Source organism: Shewanella baltica (assembly GCF_900456975.1).
Classification (GTDB): domain Bacteria; phylum Pseudomonadota; class Gammaproteobacteria; order Enterobacterales; family Shewanellaceae; genus Shewanella; species Shewanella baltica.
In genome coordinates this window covers 573,772-600,332 of record NZ_UGYM01000002.1, presented here as the reverse complement: position 1 = coordinate 600,332, position 26,561 = coordinate 573,772, and the positions used below count along the sequence as shown (strand labels likewise).

Below are 26,561 nucleotides of genomic sequence, written 5' to 3'. Positions count from 1 at the left end.
GCCTAAAAGACCACATTACCACAGCCGAGACTAACAAAAAGCGCTGACTTAAGACTGTGATCTTACTTAAATTTAGCCAAGCTAAGTGATTCAGTAGGCCAAACGCGACCCAAAGTACCACTTACCTGCCAAGAAAACATTCGTAATATCAATGAAATTACCACTAAAAAGCCCAAATACCACCAACCTAATCACAGCTCAATTCGAACAAACATTCATCAGCGCACAGTCTGCACAAGGTTTGTGATTCAAGCTGCAATTCTGCTGCAAACTTCCCTCGCTCATAAGCGTCTTCTAAAGCTGTCTAGGTATACTCGAAGCAACCTAAGCCTGCAGCCCCGCGCTATAGCAGCTAAGCACCCTACATATAAAAAAGGCCATGGGATGATAGAACTTCGAATTGATGACCAAGTGTTGTCGGTTAACCCGACCGATAACCTACTGCAAGTGGCACATGCCGCGGGCATAGCCATACCCAGCTTATGTGATCCCAGCGCGGCCTCGCAGCAATTAGGCACTCATGCACACACTCACGCACAAGCAGACAAGCAAGCCTGCAATTTGTGTGTCGTCCAAATTGAAAATGCCGATGCCAGTTTGCGCTGCGTACGCGCCTGCGAAACGCCTATCGAAACGGGCATGCGGGTAATAACTCAGTCCGAATGGTTAAGTCTACAACGCAAACAAGCGCTAACTGAAATCTTGAGCGATCATTTTGCCGATTGCGAAGCCCCCTGCCAACAAGCATGCCCTGCGGGCGTCGATGTGCAGAGTTACCTGTATCACATCGCCCAAGGCAACCATACCGAAGCCGTTAAAGTCATTAAACAAACCTTGCCACTGCCGCTATCTATTGGCCGAGTTTGCCCCGCTTTTTGTGAGGCGCAATGTCGACGTGGGCTAGTCGATGAGCCCATCGCTATTCGTCAACTCAAACGCCACGCCGCCGATCTTGATTTAGCCGATGGCGAAAAGGGCGGCACGAGTTATGTGCCGCCACGCCAAGCCGACACGGGCAAAAAAGTCGCGATTATTGGGGCGGGCCCAGCAGGATTAAGTGCAGGATATTACTTATCAAACCAAGGCCATAGCGTTGAGATATTCGAAGCTATGCCACAGGCAGGTGGCTGGCTGCGCTATGGCATTCCTGAGTATCGTTTACCTAAGGCGATACTCGATAAAGAAATCGAACTCTTGTGCCATAACGGCTTAACCATACACACAGAAATGCGCCTCGGCCATGAGGTGCATTTAAATCAATTAGTTGAAGATTTCGATGCCGTCTGCCTTGCGATCGGCGCCCAAAAAGCCGTGCCTATGGATTATCCCGGCAGCACGCTCAAAGGTTGTTATTTAGGCGTTGATTACTTGAAAGATCATTGCCTCGACCAGACACTCGTACTGGGCAAAAAAGTCGCCGTCATTGGTGGCGGCAATACGGCTATCGATTGCGCCCGCACTGCGGTGCGTGAAGGCTGCGATGTCACCTTAATTTACCGCCGCACCCGCGCAGAAATGCCCGCCGAAGCTTACGAAGTACACGAGGCTGAAGTCGAAGGGGTGAAATTTCATTTCTTAACCAACCCAATTGAAAACCATAGCGATACGCAAGGCAGAGTCCACGCAGTCACCTTTGCCAAAATGGCGCTCGGCGAAGCCGATGCCTCGGGCAGACGCGCTCCCGTTGATACCGGTGAAACCTTTACCCAAGATTTTGATACTGTAATAGCCGCAGTATCGCAAACTCCCGACCTGAGTTTTATGCAAGATCCCGCCAGTCCTTTAAGCCAAGGTACACTTGCCCTTAGCCGCTGGAATACCTTTATTGGCTGCGAGCACACTATGTCGTCCGGGGTTGAAAAGCTCTTTGTGGTGGGGGATGCGCGCCGCGGTCCTGCCACCGCAGTTGCCGCCATAGGTGATGGTCATAAAGCCGCCATCGCCATAGATAAATTACTCAAACAAGGCTTAAGTTGCGATCTGCATGCCGATGCATTTAATTCCGCTAGAGCCATCAGCAAAGCGGTGACACAAAACTTGCCCGCAACCGATCTTTATCCCGCCGTACCGCGTAAAGCCCGTTTAACCATGCCCGAGCTGAGTGCGGTGCAGCGTTTACTCAATTACGGCGAAGTCGAGCTGGGCTTTGCCCCCGATGCCGCCATGCAAGAAGCAGCGCGCTGCCTTGAATGCGCCTGCCAAGCTAATACGGATTGTAAATTAAGGGACTATGCGACCGACTACCATGTCGAACCTAAGTCACTCAGCACTCAAAGCGCGCGCAAGTTTTCGGTCGATAAATCGAGTCCGTTCATTCAATTTGATGCGAATCGCTGTATTAGCTGCGGTAAGTGCGTTGATGTGTGCCAGTTGCAGAGTGGCCATTGTGCGATTCAATTTGCCCATGATTCCTATCAAGCACTGCCGCAAGACCTAAGCGAAACCATCGAACGCCGCGCACCGAGAGTCGGCTTTAGCGCCAGCATGGCCGACAGCAAATGTGTGCAATGCGGTAACTGTGTGCAGGTTTGCCCAACAGGCGCGCTCGTCGATGCGCGGGATAAACGCCAAGGCGATGAAACGCCACTCAAAACCGCCTCAACGATTTGTACCTATTGCGGCGTAGGCTGTCGGCTTGACCTTAAAATTGATGCCAGCACTAATCAGATCCGTCATATCGAGGGCAACAAAGAGTCTGTGGTTAACCAAGGCATGCTCTGTGTCAAAGGGCGATTTGGCTTCGATTTTCTTCACAGTGAAAAACGCCTCACCACGCCACTCATTCGTAAAGATGGTCAGCTCACGCCAAGTAGTTGGCCTGAAGCCATCGCCTATGTGACCGAACATTTACAGCAAATAAAACAGCAACATGGCAGTAATGCACTGGCAAGCTTGGCCTCGGCAAAAGCCACCAATGAAGAAAACTTCCTGCTGCAAAAATTTGTCAGAAGCATACTCGGCACCAACAACATCGACCATTGCGCCCGTCTGTGTCATTCATCCACTGTCACAGGCCTGCAGCAGAGTATTGGTAGTGGCGCTATGACCAATGACATTCCGAGCATTCAAGCATCGGATGTGATTTTTATCATAGGCTCAGACACCAGCAGCGCCCACCCGATCATTGCCTCGAAAATCAAACAAGCCGTGGCTTTGCATGGTGCAAAATTAATGGTGGCCGATCCTAAACGTGTCGCCATTGCCGACAGTGCACAGCTCTATGTCGCCCACAGACCCGGCACTGACGTCATGCTACTCAATGCGATTATGGCGGAAATCATCCGCAACAACTGGCAGGATAAAAGCTACATCGCCGCACGCACCGAAGGCGTGGATGCCCTCTACGCTGAACTCGCAAAAGCAGATTACAGCCTAGAAAACGCGGCCTTGATAACCGGCGTTAAAGCCGAAGATATCGCCTGTATCGCCCGCACCATAGGCAAGGCCGAAAAAACCGCAATCTACTATGCTATGGGCATTACCCAGCACACGACGGGACACGACAATGTCACCGCCATATCCAATCTACAACTTCTGTGCGGCAATATTGGGGTTGAGGGTGCGGGGATTAACCCACTGCGGGGGCAAAGTAATGTGCAAGGTGCCTGCGACATGGGCGCACTACCCAACTTCTTCAGTGGCTACCAAAAAGTCACCGACATTCATGCCAGAATGCGTTTCGAGGCACATTGGCAAACGCCGTTATCGGGAGAAATTGGCGTAACTGCAACCCACATGATGCATGATATTTCCAAAGGGAAAATCAAGGCTTTGTATGTCATGGGCGAAAACCCTGTATTGAGCGATCCTGACCAAGCCCATGTGCTTAGGGCCCTTAACGCTATCGACTTTTTAGTGGTGCAGGATATCTTCCTCACTGAAACCGCCGAGCTTGCCGATGTGGTTCTGCCCGCCGCAGCCTTTGTCGAAAAACGCGGTCATTTCACTAATACAGAACGGCGAGTACAGCGACTCGAACAAGCCCTGTTACCGCCAGGTGAAGCCCTGCCCGACTGGCAAATTGTTCAAGCCATTGCCAATGCGATGGGCGCCGCTTGGGATTACCCCAATGAAGAAGCGATTTGGCAGGAAATCAATGAGCTAACACCACAATATCGCGGCATTACTTGGCAGCGATTAAGTGCAGCCGCTGACGGCAAAATTCCCCAAGGCATTCAATGGCCTTGTCCAGATGCAACCCATCCGGGAACGCCTATCATGCACCAAGGCCAATTCACCCGCGGTTTAGGCAAGTTTACGCCAGTGAGTTATCGCTTACCCGCAGAAATGCCCTGCAGTGAGTACCCGCTCACCCTCTCAACCGGACGCTTACTGGAACAGTTCCACACTGGCACCTTAACCCGTAAAACAGCGGGGCTCGACTTACTCGGCTCGCCTAAAGTAATGATTTCAGTCTATGACGCTGAGCAACTCGGCATAGGCAATGGCGATAAAATCAAACTCACTACCCGTCGCGGCGAAATTGAAATCGACGCCTTTGTGACGAAAAGAGCGCAAGCTGGCGTGCTATTCCTGCCCTTCCATTTTGTTGAGGCTGCTGCGAATAAACTCACCATTAATGCGCTCGACCCTGTGGCCTTTATCCCAGAATATAAGGTCTGCTCTGTGAGGGTGGAACGGGTTGTCGAGAAGATTGATTAAGGCGAACGAGCTAAGGTGAATGGGTTAACGTACATTGACTAGAGTGAATTGGCTTACTTGAATTGTCTAAAGTGAATTAGCTTGGATGAATTCACTCAGCTGAATTAACGCTTAAAAAATAAACGAGCCAAATAAAAACGGGAGACCTTAAGTCTCCCGTTTTTTTATTTAGATTGATGTAATTAAATCCTAAACTGTCCCACTAATTTACCTAAGTTAATACCTTCCTCTGATACCGTCAGACTCACTCTGGCCGCATCTTCACTGGAGTGCAGTAGCTCATTCACAATCTCTTGGATGGCATACACGTTGCGGTTAATTTCTTCAGTTACTGAGCTTTGCTCTGTCGCCGCGGCCGCGATTTGGGTACTCATATCGTTAATCGCCGTCACAGCCGAAGTCACTGAACCCAGACTGTCGGAAATCGTGCGAGAAGAATCCACCGAACGCACGCAGCTTTGTTGACTCTCTTCCATCGCTTTCACGGCTTGGGTCACTAGCTTATGTAATGCCGATAACATCTCATTGATTTCTAACGTACTGGCTTGAGTGCGGCTGGCTAAGTTACGCACCTCATCGGCGACCACAGCAAAACCTCGGCCCTGTTCACCGGCACGGGCCGCTTCGATGGCGGCGTTTAATGCCAACAGGTTGGTCTGCTCGGCAATACCACCAATCACTGACAGTACGCTGTTGATTTTCTGGGATTGCTCGCTGAGTGATTTGATACTGCCCGCCGCATTATTGATTTGCGACATTAAAGACGCAATCTCTTCCAGCGAAGCATCAACACAGCGCTGGGCATTAGCCACATCACCCGTTGCTGCGTGGGTCGCCTCAGCCACTTGAGTGGTATTTTTTGCTACTTCGTTAGCGGTGGACGACATCTCAGTAATCGCCGTCACCACCTGATCGGTTTCATTGTTATGACTGACTAACTGACTCGACATAACTTTAGTTTGCGCATGAATCGCATTAGCCGCTGTTTTCACTTTAGCGGTCGCCGTCGCCACATCGCCGATGATATTTTGCAGCTTATCGACAAAGAGGTTAAAGGAACGTCCAAGTTGAGCGATTTCGTCCTCCCCTTTTACGGCGAGTCGTTTGGTTAAATCCCCTTCGCCCTTAGCGATATCATTCAAGTTATCGGCCATATTCTTGATTGGCACGACCATACGGTGGGCAGCGATCATGATGATAAAGCCAGTAATACCCGTAAGGAACAGTGCTATCAGTAAAATGGCGAAGGATTTATCTGCCATTTGTTCTGTCACTGTGGCGCGGTATTCCTCAACAACGGCATCGATATCATCAATATAGGCGCCCGTACCTAACATCCAGTCTGTACCCGGGATCATCATGGCGTAGCTGATCTTCTCAATCTGCTCATTAGTATTGGGTTTTTGGTAGTAGTAGGAGAAATTACCATCGCCACGTTTAGCGGCGTCGAGCAGGCCGACGATAATTTTAGTGCCGCGGGGATCTGTCATATCCATCTTGTTTTGCCCTTCTAAACTTGGGATTAGGGCATGAAAGATATTTTTACCTTGAGAGTCATACATAAAAAAGTAACCTGCACTACCGAAACGTATGTCTCTGAGTGCTTGATTCACATTGCCTTGCTCTTTTAGCGATAATTGATAATTCACTATGCCTGCAGCAATTTCGGTGGCTTCTTTAATTTGTTGTTTACGCTCACCGACGAGCTTAGTTTTAAAAGTGACCACTTCAGCGGCAAGTGCATCTTGTTCGACATAATAGGAAACCGACATCAATATGAGTAATGCGAGGATCAAAGGGAACAGCGATAGCAATAGTAATTTATTGCGTAAACTCAACTTAGACATGCTTGAATGCTCCAAAGGAATACAACTTGTATCTTTGGAGTATAGCTAACATTGTTATTTCTCTATGGGCTTAAAGTAACAAAATCTTAATCTTGCTCAAGAAACCTGCAATTAATCGCCCTAAGTTCAAAATACATTTAACAAGATCCCACACAAGCTAAAGCCTAAAACTAGCACCAGCATGGGTGGTTTAAATAACTTTAATGCACCAAAACCGAGCAATACCAAGGCCATATCTTTGCCCGAGAATACCGCCTGAGAAAAAACCGGTTGATAAAGCGCTGCCGCGAGTAAGCCAACAACGCAGGCATTGACGCCAGCTATCGCACCAGCAATTTTCGGTCTTGCCGCAATCGCATGCCAACTCTTCAGGCCCACCAGCATAAGGAGAAATCCGGGTAAAAAAATGGCTGCAGTCGCGATGCAAGCCCCCATGAAGGGCTTATCTAGCATGACTTCGGCGCCTAAAAAGGTCGCGAATGTGAACATAGGCCCAGGCACTGCTTGGGCAAAGGCATAACCCGTTAGAAAACGATCGCCGCCTATGGTATTGCCCACTGCTGTTTCTAGCAGAGGTAGCACGACATGACCGCCACCAAACACTAAACTCCCTACGCGGTAAAACTCGCTGAAGATCCAAGCCTCAGGTCCGAAATCCACCATAAAAAAACTGCCGATGAGCAGCACGAAAAAGAGCAGTAAATAGAGATAATTCAAGCGAATCGGTGCAAGCGGCACAGTGTCATCTTGCGTTGCACTCAATTTATAAATACCAATAGTCGCAGCGCCGAGTAACAGCAGGATTTGCGTCCACATAAATGGCGCAATCAAAATCGCCGCAGCACTGACGAGCATTAACAAACGGGCGAATTTGCGTTGGCAGAATTGTTTAAACATGGCAAGAACGGCATCGGCAACCACAACGACGGCCATCAATTTAAGCCCATAAATCATTCCTTGAACATAATGATTAGCAAGCCACGCCGACGTTGTTACCGCCAGTAAGTACATCAAAATAAAGGAAGGTAGCGTAAAACCAGCAAAGGCAGCAAGCGCCCCCACCAGTCCACCTCTTTGATAACCAATGGCAAAGCCCACTTGGCTCGACCCTGGCCCCGGCATAAATTGGCTTAAGGCGACGAGACTGGCGTAACGCTTATCATCGAGCCAACCGAGTTCATTAACAAAGGTCTGGCGAAAATAACCAATGTGCGCCGCAGGTCCGCCAAAACTCATCAAGCCTAAGGTAAAAAAGCGTAGGAAAATCTGTAGCATAAATCGCCGCCCATCAATGCATAAAGTGCTGAAGATTATGCCACTAAAAAGACACTTTGATGAAGTTTCATGCGAGCAACGCAGATAAAAGCATAACAAGGGCTCCACACAGCAGAGCCCTTAAGATAGTTTGAGCGGATTTGAAGAATCGTAAAACGAGTGAGTACAAATGCTTAGTGATAAATTGATGGGCTAAAAGATTAATCCTTCACCAACATAGCTAAGACTTCAAAATGATCGGTATGCGGGAATAAATCAAATAGCTGCACCTTGGTTAAGTGATAACCTTGAATATGCTCGAGATCTTTTGCTAAGGTTTTGGGGTTGCAGCTGGAATAAAGAATCGCCTTAGGCGCAAACTCGCTTAATGACTGGCATAAAGCCTCGCCAATGCCACGCCTTGGCGGATTAACAATGATCAAATCCGGCTTATCGGCAGCACTTTTGCCCTTGGCAAAGTCGGTGGAATCGAGCGCCATAAATTGCACGTTTTCGAGCCCCATCATTTGCGCTGACATCTGCGCGCAGGCAATCGCCTCGGCTTCAATTTCAATCCCTGTGAGTGCAATGTCTTTGGATGCGCAGTGCAGTCCGAAACCGCCGACGCCACAAAACAGATCCCATAACGAGCGAGGAGAAAACTCGGCAACCCACTCACGGGCGGTTTGATATAACTGAGCCGCAACCTGCGGATTGGTCTGGAAAAAGCTCTTGGGCCGAATGAACAAAGGCACATGATTAAAACGTTCTTCAAGCCTAGTATTCTCAGTTAAGAAAATCTCCTCATCGCCTTCAAGTATCGCCATATGAACTGGTTGGATATTGACTGACACCACTTTAATTTGCGGATATTCCGCCAATAATGCAGGTAATTCGCGTTCGATACGTTCAATGCCATTGTGGGATCGCAGCACAAAACGCAGTAGATACTCGCCGCCTACTTGGCTGCGGGTCAGCAGAATAAACTTAAGCTCGCCCTTGGCTTTATCAACCCGATAGGGAGGAAGGCCCGCCTGCTGCACAAAGCGGGTTAAACGGTGCAACAAGGCTTGCATATCAGCGGGATATAACAGGCAATCGCAAAGATCTACCGCATCACCACTTGGGCTCACAATCCCCAACACGGGTTCATGGGCGGCACCGAGCACCACCATTTTGGCTTTATTACGAAAGCCGCTGTCATCGCCAGTAATAGGTGGCAGAAAAAGTTCTGCCGAATTTGCGGGAATAAAAGGCGCGAGTAATTGCTGTAACGTTTGGGTTTTAACCGCTACTTGCTGCGCTAGAGGCTGCTGAATATGCCGGCAAGAAAGGCACTGACCTTGATTAAAATAACCACATTGCTTAACGGCATTCACAATAGCAGCACTCACGACAGATCCTAGATTCAGTAAAAAAGCGCCACACTGTAGCGGTTTTACGGGTAAAAATCATCTCGAAACGCACTCAACCAGTACCAAGGGCGCAATTTTAGGTTTATTCAAGACAAGCTGAGTTTATCAACATCGGCAATCGCCTCGCGCTTACCAAGGGCCGTTTCAATCCATTCAAGTACTTCTGCCGAGGTGCTGCGAAACGTCGTTAACTTACCGCCGTATAAACTGAGGATGCGCGGATGGGAAATTGATGTTTTCATCAAGGTATCCCGCGGCCGCTCAAAAGCTTGGCTATTTTGCTTAGGTAAAACCCGAATACCGCAGAAGGTTTGAGTTATCTTCGTCTTAAGCTCATCAATCTCCGGCGTTAGCGGGAAGTAATGCTTATAAATACCAAGCAGATAATTAATTTCAGACTCGGTCGCTTGGGGTGGTTTATCTAAAGACGCCAGTTCCGTTTCTGTGGTGCCAACCAAGGTTTGCCCATACCAAGGCATCACAAATATGACCCGCTTATCAAAGCAAGACTCTAAATACAAGATGCCATCGGGCGCAGGAATATCCAGTAGCACATGGGCACCTTGCACCCAATCGAGTTCAACACCCGCAAGTGGAGGCAAGACTTTGCTTAAAACCACATTCACCCAAGGGCCTGCAGCATTGATCACTAGACTCGCTTCGGTTTTATGGATTTCGCCCCTGTGACTAAAACACAGCTCACAAGTTTCGCGCCTATGTTCCAGCTCAAGAAATTCAGCCTCGGCATAGACTTCGGCGCCCAATGCCTGCGCGCTGCGCGCCACCGCTTGAGTTAACAACTTATCGTCGGTCTGCGCATCCCAATACTGAAACACCGCCTTTAATCCATTGAGTTTCAATCCTTTAAAGCGATGCCAATGCACGGCAGGCACAGACACAAATTGGCCTAAGGGATCAAACTCACTCAGCAGCGCATACATGCTTAAGCCCGCGCGAATAGTCCAGGGACTGCGCTGACTGTTGTCATACACTGGAATATAAAAAGGCACAGCTTTAACCAGAGTGGGCGCAAGATTGAGTAAATTGCGCCGTTCAAGCAAGGACTTACGGACTAAATTGATTTGCCCCGTTTCTAAATAGCGCAAACCGCCATGGATAAGCTTGCTGGAATTAGCCGAGGTTTGGCCGCCAATTTCGCCCTTTTCAATCAGCAAGGTGGAATAGCCCGCTGCTGCCGCATATTGGGCAATGCCGACACCGCTGATCCCACCGCCAATAATGGCTATATCGAAACTGGCCATAACTCACTCTCGCTAACGTTCCATAGACGACCGACCTACTGAGCCTCATGCATTCAATCAAGCTCAGTCGAACAGCTAATAAGCGTTAATATGTCAATAAGTTAGTCTTAGATCAAATCTCGACGATAAGAGTTTAATCAATACTGGCATGTAATTGTTTAAGTGCTTGATCGCACATGGCCTTTAAGGCTTTTAACTCGCTCGCCTCGTCGCCGACTTTGCAACGCATTAAATGGGGGATTTCACTTGCCTGCGTTTTGAGCGCAATTCCTGCGGCCGTTAAGGCGAGCACTCTCACACGCTCATCTTGTTCGCTGCGACCGCGAGTCACTAATCCCTTGGATTCTAACCGCTTTAGCAATGGCGTTAACGTGCCTGAATCAAGGAAGAGTTTATCCCCTAAGGTTTTGACACTAATGCCCTGCTCTTCCCATAACACTAGCATGACCAAGTATTGCGGATAGGTTAGATCCAATTTATCTAACAAAGGGCGATAAGCTCGCACCATAGCATTCGCGGCGCTATAAAGTGAGAAGCACACTTGGTTTTCAAGGCATAAGGCATTATCTGCGCTGGTATTTTCGGCCATATCGACAGGATTAACACGGGTGTTGGGTTGAGTTGTTGCCATAGGAAGATCCGACAAATTAAATATATTGCGCACAATATACTTGCATTCACACCAAAGATCGAATTATAGTTTACCACAATTGAATTGCGCACAATTCAAATCAATTTACTTAATCCTTAATCTAAGAAGGTCAATATTATGAAAACACTTTATGAAACACGTGCCACAGCAAAAGCGGGTCGTCATGGTCAAGTTAGCACTGATGATGGTTTACTGGATGTGGCGTTAGCCTATCCAAAAGCCATGGGCGGTAGCGGACTTGCCACTAACCCAGAACAACTGTTTGCCGCAGGTTATGCTGCCTGTTTCTCAAACGCCGTTTTGCATGTTGCTAAAATCGGCAAAGTGGATATTACCGAAGCGCCAGTCAGTGCGGTTGTTGGCATAGGTGCCAATGATGCCGGCGGTTTTGCATTAGCGGTTGCTTTAGAAGTCACCTTAGATTTACCACAAGAAGCCGCTGAAGCCCTAGTGCGTCACGCGCATCAAGTTTGTCCATACTCGAACGCTACACGCAATAACATCGACGTGAAACTGAGCGTAAATGGCGTAGCCTTAGGTTAACCCCATCATCGAGCCAGCAATAAAGCACCTTATATTTTATAGGGTGCTTTATCTTTATTAATCAATAACGATTCTGGCAGAGTCAATACTACTCAGATTGTAAAAGCCTATATGAAAGCCGCTGTGTAAGTCGGTGTGAAAGCGGCTAACCACAGATCAGAATCAGCCTGAGAGTGGCAAACCTGATAATAGTAAAACCAAGTTCGAGGCCCAGAATGTGACCCGCTAAAGTGTGATGAGCCAAAGTGTGCAGCACACTATTTCTACCCTAATTCTGCCCTAAATTTCTTTCTGTCCTAGAATTTCTGCCCTAGCTAAACGTTTACAAAGATAAACTTGTTTCAGTTCCCAAAAAATTGTTATTCGCGAGTTAACTAACACTTCTTAATATCTAATTTAATCAAAATGATTGATTTAAGTAGAGTAAGAGTTAATCGAACCGTTTGACGATACTTAAACCCACTCTCAGTGGGAGGCGCTATGACAAAATATCTATCTAAAATCTCGCTGTTTTGCTCTCTATTATTCCTCTTTGCCTTTTCCATCCCGAGCTGGGCCGAAACATCGCCAGCAAGCTCAGCGGATCAAACTTGGCATTATGTGAATGCTCAAGGTGAACTCAAAATTAAACTGTATTTCTTCTGGTCCAAAACCTGCCCACATTGTGCAGAGGCCCATCCTTTTATTGATTCATTACCGCAAAAATACCCTTGGATAGAACTCGAATCCCATATGGTGTCCGCTCCAGGCGTGCAGGATATTTGGCAAACTATCGCCGCAAAAACCACGACAGAGGCGCGTTCTGTGCCCTATATGGCCAGTTGCGAAAAAGCCGTGGTGGGCTATTCGAGCGAAGCGGTCACGGGCGAGTTTCTCGTCAATCGACTGAAAAATTGCTATTTATCCCTTGGCGGTAAACTCAGCGAAGCGGACTTGCCCACCAAAGGCGTTGTCAGTACGAGCGCGAGTACAGAAACCGATGCGCCGCTATTTGGCACCTGCGGCACAGATACAGGTGAAGGCACCTGCGATGCCACCAGCTTGGGTGACGCTACAGAACCGTCGTCAGTGCAATCTGAAGTGCAGCCCGTTGAGTTGCCCTTAGTGGGCGTAGTGACACCTGAGACTATGTCTTTGCCGCTGCTCACCTTAGTGCTTGCAGGGGTTGATGCCTTTAACCCCTGCGCCTTCTTCGTTTTACTGTTTTTATTGTCGATCATGGTTAATGCCAAGAGTCGCAGCCGCATGTTGCTCGTCGGCGGGATTTTCGTGTTCTTCTCAGGCTTTATCTATTTCTTGTTTATGACAGCATGGCTGAACATCTTCCAGCTGTTGGGCGCAGGCAGTGATGGTGGCATGATCATCTTAGCGGCGGGTTGTTTGGCCTTAATCGCAGGGGTCATCAACATTAAAGATTACTTCTTTACTAAGGGGGAAGTGACGCTGTCGATGTCGGCGGAAAACCGGACGAGCTTGATAAAGCGCATGGGTAAACTGTCAAATTCGAGTAGCTTAGGCGCCTTACTTATTGGATCGACCGTACTAGCAGTCCTCGCCAACGCCTATGAACTGCTCTGTACCGCGGGCTTCCCAATGATCTACACCAGCGTGCTTTCTATGCACAATCTGCCAGACATTGAACGCTATATGTATTTGGTTTTATATAACATTGTTTACGTGATCCCGCTGGCGATTATCGTTATCGTCTTCAGCGCGACCTTAGGTAAACGTAAACTGACTGAAAAAGAAGGCCAAGCCCTAAAACTCATGTCAGGTGTGATGATGTTGGGTATGGGTATCGCGCTGGTTATCGACCCTACCGCACTGCAAAATGTGGCGCTGGCACTGGGGTTGATCTTAGGCTCATTGGGGATTACAGCCATTATTGTCATCGGCCGCAAACTGTTCTCGGCTAAGGCCAAGTAATTGACGAAACAATCGGCGAAATAATTGGCAAAATAATGGAAGATTGGTAAATTTATGGCTAACGACTAAAGTTAACCTTGGGTTTGCCGATAAAGGGATCCAGCTTACAATCGAGGTTAGTTATGTCTATTTCACTGAACACCCAAGCTATCGCACCTAATCTAGAAAATGGTGCAGTTGGCGTTAAGGTTGCTCAATTAGCCAAAGAGCAGCAAAAAGCCGAAGGTAAAATCGCGGTAGATTTAATTGCAGCTGCGGCGCCAAAACCGGTAGGTAATGCAGGCCACAACATCAACACTACGGCCTAATTGTTAGCAATACAGCATTTAAAAAAGCGCCTCTGATTATCAGGGCGCTTTTTTTTGTTATTTTTCTATAAAACGTCAGGCGAATTTAAGAAAAAGCGTTGCCATTCACATGCATAATTGTAAATGTCCACACCACGAACGCCAGTGGGATATGCACTAAGGCATAGAAAAACTGATCGAGTCGTCCCATTCCTTTTGCTAACCAAATCAAATACAAGTGTAATCCAATCACCAGCGGGAACAGGGCTAATAGCGGATACAGAGCGACAGGGCTGGCATCGGAAAACAGGCTATGACTTAATAAAGCCCAAGCCACCATGACAGCGGTCGTTAGCGGTGGTGTTGCAATGCGATATTGCTCTGGATAGGGAAACATCCTACGACCTCTTGAGTCTCAATCGGTAAACTTACGTTTTAGGTTTTCGCGCAATCAACTGTGCTTTATAACTGCTGTGAGTGGACTGCGGATCACATAATCGACCTTCAAAGTAATGTAAAGGTTGCCAGTTAGCAAACACTGATTTGAGTTCATTTTCAGTGAGTAAGAAATCGGGGTTACGTGGCCGCCCACTCTCAGCCTGTTGTGTGGTAAAGGTTTCATAGACGATAAGGCCTTCAGTCTTAACCGCCTTGGCAATTTTCGGCAATAATGGCCGATGCAGATAATTGAATACTAACACTATGTCGTACTCTTCAATCGGTAGCGATGGCGCAGCCTCGGCTTCTAAATCCCATTGATATTTGCGGGCGTTCACATGCTCAATGTGCGACATGGCAGACAAATCTCTGTCGATAAATATCACCTCAGCCCCTTGCGCTAAAAACCACAAGCCATTACGCCCGGAGCCGCAGGCAAGATCGAGCACTTTAAGTCCATCGAAGCGAGAAACAGGCCAAGCAAACTCAGTGATTAAGGCTGCGGGTGTCACGATTGGCGCATGGATTACAGACATTAGCATTAGCCCTTAATTTCTTTTTTCGAGTCGATTTGCCGACGATGCACAATAGAATAATGCCTCAGTCCAGCAGGACCATGGGACACAATCACGGACAAAAAGAGTATCACGATTAACAGCTCAGGCTTGAAATTTGCTAGGGGTACAAACAGACCAAATAAGCCTACTTTTACCAAGGTTAACACACCCTTAAGCTGAATTAACCAACGCCAATCACGCACAATTTCCCACAACATTAATATGCTGCCCGTCGTCATGGCGAGATACCAATAATTCAGCCATTGCGTTTTATCTACACCTAATAAAATGCCACCGCCAACACCGACTATTCCTAAAATATGCAATGCCCTTAAACTGGTTTTACTCAAACGTTGAATCCAAAAACGTTTTTCTGATATGCCTTGTTTCTGCATTACATCCCCTTAAGAATCAACTATGTAACATTTAATTAAACTAATAATATAATTCTATACAATAAAGGCTGGATAAATAACATTATTTATAGAATACTCAAAAATAAATAATTGAAATTATTAATATGCAAAGTCACATTATAATATCTATAAAATACAACTAGATAAAATACCTCGCAAAACCCACAATCAATACCATTTTTATTTCATAAAGTTAAATCCAATCCATTCAACATGTTAACTCGCGCAAGTTATACCGTATTCAATCAGTGATTAGCTTCAACTTGATTCATATTTCCCGTCCTATTGCACATTTTAAATATGTTATTTCCGTTGTAACAAAGGTTATGTGACCTGAACACATATATACCTCTTTAGATAGTGATAAATTTGCAAATGGAGAATGCTCTAACAATGCGTGAATGACGTAAAAAATAAATATCACGCCACGATGAATAACCCTTATTAAGTAGATGAATGTACGGCGGAGGAACTACCATGTTCACAAGAAAGATTCAAAAAACAGCACTAGCCATGCTGATCTCTGGCGCAATGGCAGGAACTGCCTATGCTGCACCAGAAGTGCTAGCCGATTTTCACGGTGAAATGGGCAGTTGCGACAGCTGCCACGTCTCAGACAAAGGTGGCGTCAGTGATGACAACCTTAGCCATGAAAATGCCCAATGCGTTAGCTGCCACGGCGATTTAAAAGAACTGGCCGCCGCCGCACCTAAAGACAAAGTCTCACCCCATAAATCTCACTTGATTGGCGAAATTGCTTGTACGAGCTGCCATAAAGGTCATGAAAAATCAGTCGCCTATTGCGATGCTTGCCACAGCTTCGGCTTCGATATGCCTTACGGCGGCAAGTGGGAACGTAAGTTTGTTCCTGTTGATGCTGACAAAGCGGCACAAGATAAAGCCATTGCCGCTGGCGTAAAAGAAACCACTGATGTGGTTATTATCGGTTCAGGTGGTGCGGGCCTTGCTGCTGCAGTATCAGCCCGTGATGCTGGCGCAAAAGTAATCCTGCTCGAAAAAGAACCTGTCCCAGGTGGTAACACTAAACTGGCTGCTGGCGGTATGAACGCTGCCGAAACGAAGGCGCAAGCTAAGTTAGGCATTGAAGATAAGAAACAAATCATGATCGACGACACCATGAAAGGTGGCCGTAACATTAACGATCCTGAACTTGTTAAAGTGCTTGCGAATAACTCTTCAGACTCTATCGATTGGTTAACCTCTATGGGTGCCGATATGACCGACGTAGGCCGTATGGGTGGCGCAAGTGTTAACCGCAGTCACCGCCCAACTGGTGGCGCTGGCGTAGGTGCACACGTTGCGCAAGTGCTGTGGGACAACGCAGTCAAACGTGGTACAGACATCCGCTTAAACAGCCGTGTTGTCCGTATTATTGAAGATGCGAAAGGCAATGTGACTGGCGTACTCGTAAAAGGCGAATACACTGGCTACTACATAATCAAAGCCGATGCCGTTGTTATTGCTGCCGGTGGTTTTGCGAAAAACAACGACCGCGTAGCTAGATACGATCCTAAGTTAAAAGGCTTTAAAGCCACTAACCACCCAGGTGCAACCGGTGATGGCTTAGACGTAGCACAACAAGCTGGCGCAGCAACTCGCGATTTAGAGTTCATTCAAGCTCACCCAACTTACTCACCAGCAGGTGGCGTGATGATCACCGAAGCGGTACGTGGTAACGGTGCTATCGTGGTTAACCGTGAAGGTAACCGCTTTATGAACGAAATCACTACCCGTGATAAAGCGTCTGCCGCGATTCTGCAACAAAAAGGCGAAAGTGCTTATCTGGTGTTCGATGACTCAATCCGTAAGAGCTTAAAAGCGATTGAAGGTTATGTGCATCTGAACATTGTTAAAGAAGGCAAAACCGTCGAAGAGTTAGCAAAACAAATCGATGTGCCCGCCGCTGAACTGGCTAAAACCATCACGGCATACAACGGTTTCGTGAAATCAGGTAAAGATGCGCAATTTGAACGTCCAAACCTACCACGCGAATTAGCCGTAGCACCTTTCTACGCATTAGAAATCGCACCTGCTGTTCACCACACTATGGGTGGCGTTGTGATTGATACTAAAGCCGAAGTGAAGAGCGAAAAAACCGGTAAACCAATCCAAGGCTTATATGCCGCAGGTGAAGTAACTGGCGGTGTTCACGGTGCTAATCGTCTAGGCGGTAACGCAGTATCTGACATTGTGACCTACGGCCGTATCGCCGGTGCTGAAGCGGCTAAATTCGCTAAAGATCACTAGTCACAAACCGTATCAGGGTTAACGGACTAACCCTTGGCTCTCAAAGCACGTCTTTAAATGCGAGAGTCCAGCTTGAACAACTCAAGCACAGGCAGTCAATCCATAAGCGAGCCATCAGGGCTCGCTTTTTTTATCAACAGTTTTAGCCAATTGATGACAAAGCTCACTCTTTTAATAGCCAATTTTCTAAGGCTGAGGACAAAAAGCCCTAACTCACTTACACTCTTTGGCTGATAACTACATCAAAATCCGTTAGGTGACTGAAATGAGAATTGGATTCTTTAGCGCAAAACATTACGACATGCAGCATTTTAACCGCACAAATGCCGCGTTTGGTGCACAAATTGAGTATTTCGATTATCGCCTCTGCATGCAAACAGTGAAACTTGCTGAAGGGTTTGAAATCGTTTGTGCCTTCGTTAACGATTCACTCTGTGAAGAAGTCCTCGTTGAACTCGCCAAGGGCGGCACAAAAATTATCGCCATGCGCTGCGCTGGTTTTAACAATGTCGATTTAGTCACCGCTAAACGCTTAGGCATGCAAGTCGTCAATGTGCCCGCTTATTCCCCGGAATCCGTGGCCGAACACACAGTCGCGCTGATGTTGACGCTGAACCGCAAAATCCACAAAGCCTACCAACGTACCCGCGATGCCAACTTCTCCCTTGAGGGGTTAGTCGGCTTTAACATGTTCGGCAAAACCGTCGGCGTAATTGGTACGGGTAAAATCGGCGTGGCCACCATTAAAGTCTTGCTCGGTTTTGGCTGTAAAGTCATCGCCTACGATCCCTTTATCAATCCAGCGGTTGTTGCGCTAGATGTTGAATATCAAGATCTCGATGCGATTTATGCCAACAGCGATATCATCAGCTTGCATTGCCCACTCACGGCCGATAACCGCCATTTACTCAACCAAGCCAGCTTCGCCAAGATGAAACCCGGCGTCATGGTGATCAACACCAGTCGCGGTGGTTTACTCAATGCCTTTGATGCGATGGAAGCCTTAAAACTCGGCCAAATAGGTTCACTCGGACTCGATGTGTACGAAAACGAAAAAGGCTTATTCTTCGAAGACAAATCGAATGAGATCATTCAAGACGATGTATTCCGTCGATTATCTGCCTGCCATAACGTGATTTTTACCGGTCACCAAGCCTTCCTCACCGAAGAAGCCTTAGGCGCCATCGCCCAAACAACCTTGAGCAATGTAAAAGCGCTATGTGCAGGGGAACGCTCAGGTAACGAATTGTTTTAACTGACAGATAAAATCCTGACTGCTAAAGTGAGGCTTCAACGTTTGAAGCCTCACAGAGAGAACTAAATATGTTAGTCACTCAGGAAACTCAGGATATCTCCACGCCTTCAGGGCTAATGCGCACCTATATCTACCGCCCAGAAGCACAGGGGCAATTTCCAAGCATCATCTTTTATTCCGAGATATTTCAGCAAACTGCGCCTATTGCGCGCACTGCGACAATTCTTGCTGGCCACGGTTTTGTGGTATTTGTGCCGGAAGTGTTTCATGAACTCAATCCTTTAGGCACAGTGCTCGCCTACGATGAACCGGGTAAAGACAAAGGCAACGCCGATAAATTTGCGAAACCTTTAGAACACCACGACAGCGATACCCAAGCACTCATCGACTTTGCCAATCAACAAGCCTACTGCAATGGCAAAGTGGGCAGCATGGGCGTGTGTATCGGCGGCCACTTAGCCTACCGCGCCGCACTCAACCCCGCTATTTTAGGTGCATTTTGTCTCTATCCGACTGACATTCACTCCAACACCCTGCCCTGCGCCTACGGCAATGACTCTCTGAGCCGCAGCGGTGATATTCAAGGGGAATTAGTGTTAGTGTTTGGTAAGCAAGATCCCCATGTATCAGCGGAAGGCCGAGTGTTAATCCACCAGCAATTAATGGCGCTGAACCGTAACTTCACTTGGCTTGAAGTCAACGCTCAACACGCCTTTATGCGTGATGAAGGCGATAGATACGATCCGGCTTTAGCGCTGCAAATGTACTTACAAGCGACGGCATTTTTTCAGCGAGTATTGCGATAGAAGAGTTACATAAACAACAAGGAAGTGATTATGAGAGAGCGTATTTTTAGATGACTAGCTGGAATACTCAGTGTAAGCCTGTTGCTTGCGACTGGCCAACAAATCAATTCTGCGATGCTTTCAGCCATTGATATTGGTATATATCTCGCGATTTGTGCTGTGTTGTTATATTTTTCAATCAAAGGTAACGCTGGATTTAACTATCCAATCCTGCAATTTTTTGTCAAATCAATCGACAAAAAATAAGTCTGCTTCGTTACCGCAAACAGGTAGCACCTTAATTAAGATTTAGGTGCTACAGCTTCTGTCAAGTTGGTTCCCAGTCGGTTTACGCACCTAACAAAGGTAGATGTTTGATACTTTTGTATTTCAACGATAATTCAATACATTGGGAAATTGCGAATTCAGGCAAGGGATCATAGATATTCAACACTATGGCTCGATTCCCTTCAAACTGCAGCACATCGGAATGCAGTTCTCGAAATGTATCAACCAGCTGAGTTTTACAATTAAAGAATAGGCAATATTGTTCGGGATATTTAGGCTTCCAGTCAAATCTTACTGTGCTGCCATTTTTAACTGAATAACTCGGCTCGCCCCATTTTAAGCTCTCTTCCACCGCGCCTAAATCCTGCGCTTCGGCAATTGCAAAAACCAAGGTTCGGATCTGTAATAGCAAGGGCGTTATATGCTCAGGATAGCGTTCAAACTTGTTCTGCACTTGCGCTTGCATGCTCTTATCCTCCCATTTACACCATGCCGAATCATCATATCTGTAAAACAAAAAACACGCTCAGGCACACATGGTTGAACTTCCAAACCCTTAGTGAGCGACGATTATATCAGCACTTTATTATAAACCGCGCATTAGGGGTGTGACACAGTGTCGCAGGTCGTTGAGTTTTTATTGAGATACCCACTTAATCCTATATAAAACATACCATTATTTAAACAAACCTTTCATAGGCTTATTATGACCCGCTCCGCAGTAATGACTTCAATGGCAATATCCCTTGTAAGCATGGCCACTTTTTCAGGGATAGCAGCCGAAGCCGAAACTGAAGCAATGTTTCCAGCATCTGCAATTAAACCTCAAGTATCGACTCCCACGGCTATCGAAAGGATTGCCATTACAGGGAGCCGAATTCAAAGGGAAGAGATGGCTTCCACCGCGCCTATGACCGTTTTTACCGCGCAAGATATCGAGAAAACCGGTGCCACTTCAGTTGAAGTATTGCTGCAAAGAATGACAGCCTCTGCGGGGTTTGCGGGTAATCAAACGAATGCCTATTGGACTGAAGGTGGCTATGGTTCAACCCAAGTTAATCTGCGTGGATTAGGGGTTAATCGCACACTCGTACTGCTCAATGGTCGACGTATGCTGAACAGTGGCACTGGGGCAAACTCCTCCGTAGATCTTAATACAATTCCCATTAGCGTGGTTGAACGAATCGAGGTATTAAAAGATGGTGCATCCGCCATTTATGGTGCCGACGCGGTTGCTGGCGTGGTCAATATCATCACTCGGCAGCAAATCGAAGGGGTTGAGTTTCAAGCACGAACTGGCATAACCGAGCAAAATGATGGTGAACAGTACAAGCTCGACCTTGCCCTCGGTCATGTCGGTGAGCGTGGCAGTGCATATGTGGCGATGAGTTACGATAAAACCCAAGCAGTCGATATGCTGAGTCGCGCGTCTTGTCCGCTTGAGGAAGTGAATGGTGAGCTAGTGTGTGGCGGTAGCTCGGCGCTTCCAGGAGGCAGAGGCCATTTCATTGATACCAATGGTAATCCAATCGGCGATCCGTTAATGCTTTTACCAACAGGAAGTGCCCCTTACACAAGCAGCCATAAAGACAATATTTATCAGTATTTTAATGCGGTTCAACCTAACGAGCGAGTCAATCTTTTTGCCTACGGTGAATATGACTTAACGGCAAGCAGCCAAGTGTTTGCTGAGGCTATGTACACTCACCGTAGCTCACAATTACCCGCTACTCCGCAATCGGTGTCAGGAATAGTCATTCCTGCTTGGCATGAGTCAAATCCGACCGATGCAGACTTTCTGCTCCAGAGTCGCAGACTGGCTGAAGCGCCCCGACAATTTAATATTCAAGCGGATACTTGGCGCTTAGTGACAGGTTTTAAAGGGGATTTGGACAACGGTTGGCAATGGGATGCTGCAGTTAACTTCGGCAGTAACCGTGGTTCCTATGAAGTGACCAATATCATTAATAAGTCTCGTCTTGCCGAGGCGACAGACTATAGCAGTTGTAATATTGATCCTAATGTCCCTTGCGCAAACTTTTGGGGAGCTGGCTCACTCACACCTGAAATGCTGGACTATTTCTTGTTTAACATGCGTGATAGCGGCGGTAATGAGCAGTTTAGTCTCACAACGAATATCACAGGCGATCTATGGCAGTTACCCGCGGGCATGATGAGTTTTGCTGCAGGACTAGAGCACAGAAACGAGAAAGGATGGAATGATCCTGACCCACTTAAAATCAGTGGTGAAGCAAACACTGCCCAGCAAGATCCGATTGATGGTCGTTACACTGCCGACGAAATATATCTTGAAACCTTGTTACCTATTTTAAGCGGCCTGCCCTTTGCTAAGTCGGTCGAATTAACTGCGGCGTTGCGATATTCCTATTTTGATACCTTCGGTGGCGATACCAATTATAAAATGGGGCTGCTGTGGGTCGTCAATGACGCAGTGACGCTGCGGGCCACCCAATCTACGGCATTCAGAGTACCGAATATTCCTGAGTTGTTTGGCGGCATAGATCAAGGCTCCATGAATACCACAGATCCTTGTAGCGAGTGGGCTAAGCTCGATCCTAGCTCGAATCGATACGCTAATTGTATGGCATCAAACGTGCCAACGAATTATAAGCAAGAAGGCACAATATTAACCGACCGTGGTGGCAATGCTGAACTTGAACCAGAAGAAGCCAATACCTTTACTGCGGGTATTGTTTGGGATCTGGAATTTATTGAAGGGCTCAATATCACGCTCGATTACTACAAGATAGAGATTAATAACGCCATTAACTCAGTCAATGGTTCGAGCAAATTAGCCGCCTGTTACGACAGCAAAGGGATGACGCATCCTTTCTGTAGCGACGAGCACTTTGTGCGAGACGCAATGACAGGCAACATCACCTATTTACAAACACAACTGGGCAACGCCGCCAATGAGGTGGTTTCAGGTGTTGATATGGCGATGTTTTACCAGAAAGAAATGGGCAGCGTTGTGACTAATACGACTTGGGAGCTGAGCTATTTAGATCAATACGATCTGCAAACCTACGCCGGCGCCCCCGTTGAATCTCGAGCAGGCACTATTGGTTATGATGGTAGCTACACCAAATGGCGCTCAAACCTCTATTTTGATGTCACTAATGACAATTGGCGCTTTAGCTACAACATTCAGTATATTGGCGCGGCGGATGATCAATATGCCAATGCCGGAGAGATAGGCGACTCAGTTGATGCGATCACTTACCATAACGCACAGGTTCATTATCAAATGGACAACAATATCGCCTTAACGGCAGGTATCGATAATCTGTTCGACAACCAAGCGCCATATCATCAAAGCTATACCGACGGTAATACCAACACTATGACGTACGACCTAATGGGACGTCGTTACTATGTCGGGATGAAATGGGCTCTGTAGTGCTTTGGGCTTAAGGGGGCTGCCCCCCCCTTAAGCAAGCTGGCTAAATTAGTTCTCAAAATAAAAGGTGAGTCATCAACTTGAAGCGGGTTAACACACTTAAACGAGTCTCATCGGCGCACTTTCTGCACAGATGGTTGATGCTATTGCTGGTACTGCCGATTGGGATCTGGTCAGTCACCGGCAGCTATTTCGTCTTAATGGATCTTGGGTTTATCCGTGGCGATCATATTAAAGAACAATACTTCCAGCATATCGATCCCAGCCAGATCCATTACCCAATGGCAGCAGTTTATGAACGTTTCCCCAAGGCTCAAGCAATCGCGTTAACCTCAGTCACTGATACCCTCTACTACCGGATTAAACTGAACGATAAGTCCATTCTCGTGAACGCTGATTCGGGTGAGTTATTGCCTTCAATAACGGAGAAACAAGCCCGAATGATAGCTTCAAACTATCAGCATCACGGGTCTTTAGCCGTCGAGGCTAAGCTTGTTAGTGCAACCCTGCTCACCGATATCGCCCCTGCGGAATTAGCGCCGCGATACTTGCCCGTTTGGAGAATGGATTTTAACGATAGCGCTGCTACAAGCCTTTACCTATCAGCGACAACGGGAGAGTTAGTCACGCGCAGACATGACTATTGGCGTTTATTCGATCTCTTTTGGAAATGGCACATTATGGATTACGACGAAGGTGAAGCCATCGACAATCTTCTACTACTGAGCACGGCTCTAGTCTCTATTGTGGCTGTATTAGCTGGCTTCGTTTTACTTTGGCAGCGCAGAAGGAGGTATCTGAGATGATACCGAATCTTAAACTTAAGCCTAAGCCTCAAAGTAAACGCTTCAAACGTTGGGTCAAAATCGCTCACTATTGGCTCGGTGCCATAGTTAGCATTCAACTGCTACTTTGGCTTGTTACTGGGGTCTATTTCAATTTAACGCCCCATGATGAACTCAAGGGAATGGAGTACCAACAGAGCCATCATCCTGAGCCGCAAAGGCAAGCGTTTGAGCCACAAAAGCTTGTGGATATCGCCCCCTTACTAGCGAAGCACACTCAAGTAGAAAGCCTGACATTAGTGGCGATCGCAGGTAAGCCCGTTTATGTACTCGATGCAAAGGTGCAGGGCTATGCACACCAGTGCCAACAGCAAACCTTGATTGATGCTTATACAGGCAATGTCTTACTTATTGATAAACAAAGCGCGCAACAACTGGCGCTTGAAAGTTACACCGGGCCGGGCAAGATTAGCCAAGTTAAGCAAATCTCAGCCCCCATTAGCGAATGGCCAACCCAGTGCAATTCACTGTGGCAAATAGGTATGGATGATGACCTGTCGACGCGGATTTACATCAATGCGGTTAATGGCGAATTAGTTGGCCATAAAAATGACCACACAGACATCGCCGACTTGATGTTTAAATTGCACTTTATGGATTACCTCAATCAAGGCAGCTTCAACAACCCCTTTAGCTGGCTGTTTGGCATACTGACCTTGTTGCTATCTCTATCTGGCCTGTATTGGGTTGTTGAGAATCTTGTACTCAAGCGCTATCGATTAAGCCTGAGTTGAGTCTTAGTCAGGTGTTAGTTAAGTGCTATTTAAGCGTTAGTTAAGTGGCTAGAACGGCAAAAGCGATTTCATCTCATCGTGCACCGCTATTGGTTAGTCAGTTGCTATTTATTAGCCAGCCGCTATTTGTTAGTCAAGAGTACGTAAGCAAACACACCTAATGACACGATAATAGGACTAAGCGCCCGCGAGCACTCAACACAGCTCGATAATCAATACACTGCGGCTTCGTTATATACACTACTCAGGATCAAACTTCTTCTTGCCTTCGAGTAACGCCTGACGTTCGGCCAAGGGAGTCTGATCGGCGAGCTTTAACACTGCCTTTTGCAGCATCAAGTTATTGGGATAAGTAATAGTATCGCCATTATCGCGATGGATCAGCACATGGAATAACGCAATTTCGATGATCACGCCGCTAATATCTTCATCCTTATCAACCACTCGAATACGCTCGCCGATACGATAGGGAAACACGAAAAAGATCAGCACGCCTGCAGTTAAGTTACTCAATATTGACCACTGAGCGACTAATGCTACGCCCATCACAGCGAAGGCAGATGACACAAATAGCGACACATCTTGATAGCCCAGCCCAAGCGAGACCGCCATCAGTGACAAGGTAATAAAAAACATCACATAGGAAATAAAACGGGTGACTAAACTGGTCCGCGCCACACTCACTTGCTTCATTTGCGCCAGTTTTCTCACCCAATGGGTTAAGGCGCGCTGTAAAAAGAGAAACACTGCAAGATAAATACAGGCAAGCAGGATTTGATTTGTCATAATAGCGGCTCAATTAACTAAAACTGTCTGAATTCTAACTTTTTTGCGCGAGCAGTTATAGCCTGTGCAAGCGAGCCAAACAGCTAAACCGAGTAATAAATCCAATATGGCCGATTCTACCCTCTTACATGAAACCCAAGACGCACTAGGCCCAATCCGCGTAATCGATTACGACGACTCACGGATCCTGTCCTTTGGGGATAACGACGAGCAGAGTAAAATCCTCAAGGCTGCGCCCCATATTCCCCAGCACACTTATGTGCAAGCCATGTTGTTGGTTTTGCTGTTTTGTAAGCCTAAGAGCGCCATCGTTTTAGGTTTAGGCGGCGGCTCGATTATCCATTCTCTGCGCAATTTCGACGCGGCAATAAAGTTGACGGCGGTGGAATTACGCCCCGCGGTGATTGAGTTAGCTAAGCGCTATTTTCAACTGCCGATAGGTAAAAAGCTCAATCTTATCAATGATGATGCCATCGCCTTTTTGGCCGCAGGCGATCATAAAAAAGTCGATGTGATTTTTGCCGATATCTACACAGCCAAAGGCGTTGAAACGGGACAGCTTTCGCCAGTATTCCTTGAGCAATGCACTAACCTCATTAAACCCAACGGTTATTTAGTGCTGAACTGCTGGAAAGAACATAGCCAAAATCGCGAATTATTAGCCGACTTACAACAACACTTTGCCCATGTGAATGCTTGCCTCACTGGCGGCGGTAATTGGGTGATATTTGCGAGCCAATCGCCACAGCTTTTAGGCACGTCGGCCCTGAAAAGTCAGGCTCAATCTTTGTCGCAACAATTGGGTTTTGCCCTTGAGCGATCACTGACACGCTTTGGGCCTTGGATTTAATATTAATATCAGCAAAATAGCTTAAATTAGTTAACCCTAAGGCTGAGCTTTGATATTCTTCTCACACTCC

The 26,561-nt window shown here is 47.0% G+C and carries 21 protein-coding genes; 11 read left to right on the top strand and 10 right to left on the bottom strand.

The window, feature by feature from the left end; translation table 11 throughout:
* Positions 1 to 384: 384 nt before the first annotated feature.
* Entirely contained in the window at positions 385 to 4,662 is a 4,278-nt protein-coding gene (fdhF, locus tag DYH48_RS02670) for a formate dehydrogenase subunit alpha (RefSeq protein WP_115333983.1), read from the top strand.
* A 182-nt stretch (positions 4,663 to 4,844) separates the two neighbouring features.
* Here fdhF and DYH48_RS02665 read toward each other — a convergent pair whose 3' ends face one another.
* From DYH48_RS02665 to ohrR, 5 genes are all read right to left on the bottom strand, one after another.
* Complete coding sequence (locus tag DYH48_RS02665) at positions 4,845 to 6,509, bottom strand: methyl-accepting chemotaxis protein (RefSeq protein ID WP_115333982.1); 1,665 nt, start codon at positions 6,507 to 6,509, stop codon at positions 4,845 to 4,847.
* A 126-nt stretch (positions 6,510 to 6,635) separates the two neighbouring features.
* Positions 6,636 to 7,784 (bottom strand): chromate efflux transporter, encoded by a 1,149-nt coding sequence (chrA, locus tag DYH48_RS02660; RefSeq protein ID WP_115333981.1) that lies wholly within the window; start codon positions 7,782 to 7,784, stop codon positions 6,636 to 6,638.
* Between the two features lie 200 nt (positions 7,785 to 7,984).
* On the bottom strand, positions 7,985 to 9,157 hold the full coding sequence (gene rlmC / locus DYH48_RS02655) for a 23S rRNA (uracil(747)-C(5))-methyltransferase RlmC (RefSeq protein WP_172481139.1): 1,173 nt from the start codon (positions 9,155 to 9,157) through the stop codon (positions 7,985 to 7,987).
* A 107-nt stretch (positions 9,158 to 9,264) separates the two neighbouring features.
* Positions 9,265 to 10,440, bottom strand: a complete 1,176-nt coding sequence (locus tag DYH48_RS02650; RefSeq protein ID WP_115333980.1) for an FAD-dependent oxidoreductase — start codon at positions 10,438 to 10,440, stop codon at positions 9,265 to 9,267.
* A 133-nt stretch (positions 10,441 to 10,573) separates the two neighbouring features.
* A complete protein-coding gene (ohrR, locus tag DYH48_RS02645) occupies positions 10,574 to 11,071 on the bottom strand; it encodes a transcriptional regulator OhrR (protein WP_115333979.1) in 498 nt (165 codons plus the stop codon).
* 138 nt (positions 11,072 to 11,209) lie between these two features.
* Between ohrR and ohr the strand changes: the two genes are divergently transcribed.
* The 3 genes from ohr to DYH48_RS02630 all read left to right on the top strand — a co-directional run bounded on the left by ohr (position 11,210) and on the right by DYH48_RS02630 (position 13,869).
* Entirely contained in the window at positions 11,210 to 11,635 is a 426-nt protein-coding gene (gene ohr / locus DYH48_RS02640) for an organic hydroperoxide reductase Ohr (RefSeq protein WP_115333978.1), read from the top strand.
* A gap of 480 nt (positions 11,636 to 12,115) precedes the next feature.
* Positions 12,116 to 13,561: a cytochrome C biosynthesis protein gene (locus DYH48_RS02635; RefSeq protein ID WP_115333977.1), complete on the top strand. Its 1,446-nt coding sequence runs from the start codon at positions 12,116 to 12,118 to the stop codon at positions 13,559 to 13,561.
* 122 nt (positions 13,562 to 13,683) lie between these two features.
* Entirely contained in the window at positions 13,684 to 13,869 is a 186-nt protein-coding gene (locus DYH48_RS02630; protein WP_006080378.1) for a hypothetical protein, read from the top strand.
* An 85-nt stretch (positions 13,870 to 13,954) separates the two neighbouring features.
* On the opposite strand, the gene DYH48_RS02625 is transcribed toward DYH48_RS02630, so the two are convergent.
* The 3 genes from DYH48_RS02625 to DYH48_RS02615 are packed head-to-tail and all read right to left on the bottom strand — an operon-like array spanning position 13,955 to position 15,238.
* Positions 13,955 to 14,245, bottom strand: a complete 291-nt coding sequence (locus DYH48_RS02625; RefSeq protein ID WP_012090084.1) for a hypothetical protein — start codon at positions 14,243 to 14,245, stop codon at positions 13,955 to 13,957.
* Positions 14,246 to 14,276: 31 nt separating this feature from the next.
* Positions 14,277 to 14,822 (bottom strand): class I SAM-dependent methyltransferase, encoded by a 546-nt coding sequence (locus DYH48_RS02620; RefSeq protein WP_115336079.1) that lies wholly within the window; start codon positions 14,820 to 14,822, stop codon positions 14,277 to 14,279.
* 5 nt (positions 14,823 to 14,827) lie between these two features.
* Positions 14,828 to 15,238, bottom strand: a complete 411-nt coding sequence (locus DYH48_RS02615) for a hypothetical protein (RefSeq protein WP_115333976.1) — start codon at positions 15,236 to 15,238, stop codon at positions 14,828 to 14,830.
* A gap of 498 nt (positions 15,239 to 15,736) precedes the next feature.
* Here DYH48_RS02615 and fccA point away from each other — a divergent pair, with 498 nt between their 5' ends.
* The 3 genes from fccA (at position 15,737) to DYH48_RS02600 (ending at position 19,588) form a co-directional block, all read left to right on the top strand.
* Positions 15,737 to 17,527 (top strand): fumarate reductase flavoprotein subunit FccA, encoded by a 1,791-nt coding sequence (fccA, locus tag DYH48_RS02610; RefSeq protein ID WP_006080372.1) that lies wholly within the window; start codon positions 15,737 to 15,739, stop codon positions 17,525 to 17,527.
* Between the two features lie 265 nt (positions 17,528 to 17,792).
* On the top strand, positions 17,793 to 18,782 hold the full coding sequence (locus DYH48_RS02605; protein ID WP_115333975.1) for a 2-hydroxyacid dehydrogenase: 990 nt from the start codon (positions 17,793 to 17,795) through the stop codon (positions 18,780 to 18,782).
* A gap of 68 nt (positions 18,783 to 18,850) precedes the next feature.
* On the top strand, positions 18,851 to 19,588 hold the full coding sequence (locus DYH48_RS02600; RefSeq protein WP_115333974.1) for a dienelactone hydrolase family protein: 738 nt from the start codon (positions 18,851 to 18,853) through the stop codon (positions 19,586 to 19,588).
* Between the two features lie 328 nt (positions 19,589 to 19,916).
* On the opposite strand, the gene DYH48_RS02590 is transcribed toward DYH48_RS02600, so the two are convergent.
* Positions 19,917 to 20,321: a DUF1801 domain-containing protein gene (locus tag DYH48_RS02590; RefSeq protein WP_115333973.1), complete on the bottom strand. Its 405-nt coding sequence runs from the start codon at positions 20,319 to 20,321 to the stop codon at positions 19,917 to 19,919.
* Between the two features lie 240 nt (positions 20,322 to 20,561).
* Here DYH48_RS02590 and DYH48_RS02585 point away from each other — a divergent pair, with 240 nt between their 5' ends.
* From DYH48_RS02585 to DYH48_RS02575, 3 genes are all read left to right on the top strand, one after another.
* Positions 20,562 to 23,276 carry a TonB-dependent receptor gene (locus DYH48_RS02585; protein WP_115333972.1) on the top strand — a complete coding sequence of 905 codons (2,715 nt, stop codon included), beginning with the start codon at positions 20,562 to 20,564 and terminating at the stop codon, positions 23,274 to 23,276.
* A gap of 140 nt (positions 23,277 to 23,416) precedes the next feature.
* A complete protein-coding gene (locus DYH48_RS02580) occupies positions 23,417 to 24,082 on the top strand; it encodes a peptidase (RefSeq protein ID WP_115333971.1) in 666 nt (221 codons plus the stop codon).
* Positions 24,079 to 24,855, top strand: coding sequence for a PepSY domain-containing protein (locus tag DYH48_RS02575; RefSeq protein ID WP_115333970.1), 777 nt, complete (start codon positions 24,079 to 24,081; stop codon positions 24,853 to 24,855). The genes DYH48_RS02580 and DYH48_RS02575 overlap by 4 nt, the downstream gene beginning before the upstream one ends.
* 240 nt (positions 24,856 to 25,095) lie before the next feature.
* Here the strand turns inward: DYH48_RS02575 and DYH48_RS02570 are convergent, their stop codons facing one another.
* Positions 25,096 to 25,641 (bottom strand): mechanosensitive ion channel family protein, encoded by a 546-nt coding sequence (locus DYH48_RS02570; RefSeq protein WP_006080363.1) that lies wholly within the window; start codon positions 25,639 to 25,641, stop codon positions 25,096 to 25,098.
* Positions 25,642 to 25,747: 106 nt separating this feature from the next.
* Here DYH48_RS02570 and DYH48_RS02565 point away from each other — a divergent pair, with 106 nt between their 5' ends.
* A complete protein-coding gene (locus DYH48_RS02565) occupies positions 25,748 to 26,491 on the top strand; it encodes a spermidine synthase (protein ID WP_037390879.1) in 744 nt (247 codons plus the stop codon).
* Positions 26,492 to 26,561 lie beyond the last annotated feature (70 nt).